2 protein-coding genes are annotated in these 972 nt (G+C 40.2%); both read right to left on the bottom strand.

Annotation, left to right across the window (positions count from 1 at the left end; all coding sequences use genetic code 11):
- Positions 1-292, bottom strand: a 292-nt coding sequence (locus CVN76_RS00905; RefSeq protein WP_198512400.1) for an ATP-dependent metallopeptidase FtsH/Yme1/Tma family protein, incomplete at its 3' end; no start/stop codon positions are given.
- A 117-nt stretch (positions 293-409) separates the two neighbouring features.
- The gene (gene hpt / locus CVN76_RS00910) at positions 410-949 is read right to left on the bottom strand and encodes a hypoxanthine phosphoribosyltransferase (protein WP_061144052.1); all 540 of its coding nucleotides are present in this window, start codon (positions 947-949) and stop codon (positions 410-412) included.
- Between the last annotated feature and the right edge of the window lie 23 nt (positions 950-972).

Here is a 972-nt window from a genome sequence, read left to right on the forward strand (position 1 = left end):
CCAGCTTGTTTGCAGCGTCATTGATCCGGCTTTGCGAATATTCACTGAATGGCACGTAAGTCACGAAGTTCTTGTTATCATCATAACCTTTGAGCTTACCAGTGATTTCAAAGACACTGCTTTCGGGCTGCATCGTAAGTGATGTAACGTCCCCACTCTCCAAATGCTTATAGAATTCATCTTGGGTCATTTTTACGTTTGGTTCATTGTTATTATTAAAGATGCTTACAATCCCAATGATGACCAAAAAGATCAGTAAATAAAATATCGTATTACGGAAGATCCGATTCATCCCTTACCTCCTCCCACGGGTAAACAAACTATAGTAAATACTATCATACAAAATTAAAGAATTACAATAATTTAACACCGCTGTTTTAATCTGGTCTTTTCTTTCAAACAGGTACGATCAATTCGAGTAAATTTCAGGCTTCAATATGCCAATATACGGGAGATTGCGATATTTTTCGGCAAAATCCAGACCGTATCCGACAACGAATGCATCAGGAACGATAAATCCGGCATAATCGGGAGTGATATCCGCTTTCCGGCCTGTCGGTTTATCCAATAAGGTGACGATTTTAATCGATTTTGCTTTTCTATAGCGGAACAGTTCCGCAAGATAGCTAAGTGTTAAACCACTGTCGATAATATCTTCGATGATTAAGATGTCACGGCCTTCCACTGATGTATCTAGATCCTTGATGATTTTCACTTCACCGGAAGATACAGTTGAGTTACCATAGCTTGAAACATCCATGAAGTCCATTTCAAGATGTGTATCAACACGCTTCAGCAAGTCAGACATAAATGGCATCGCGCCTTTCAACACCCCGATGGCCAACGGGAACTTGCCTTGGTAATCAGCTTCTAGCTGTGCACCCAGTTCCTTGATTTTCGTTTGAAGTTCTTCCTCTGTGATTAACACTTTTTCAATGTCGTTTTGCATGGTCATTGTAATTGATTGCCCCC

It is taken from the genome of Bacillus sp. mrc49 (assembly GCF_002803435.1).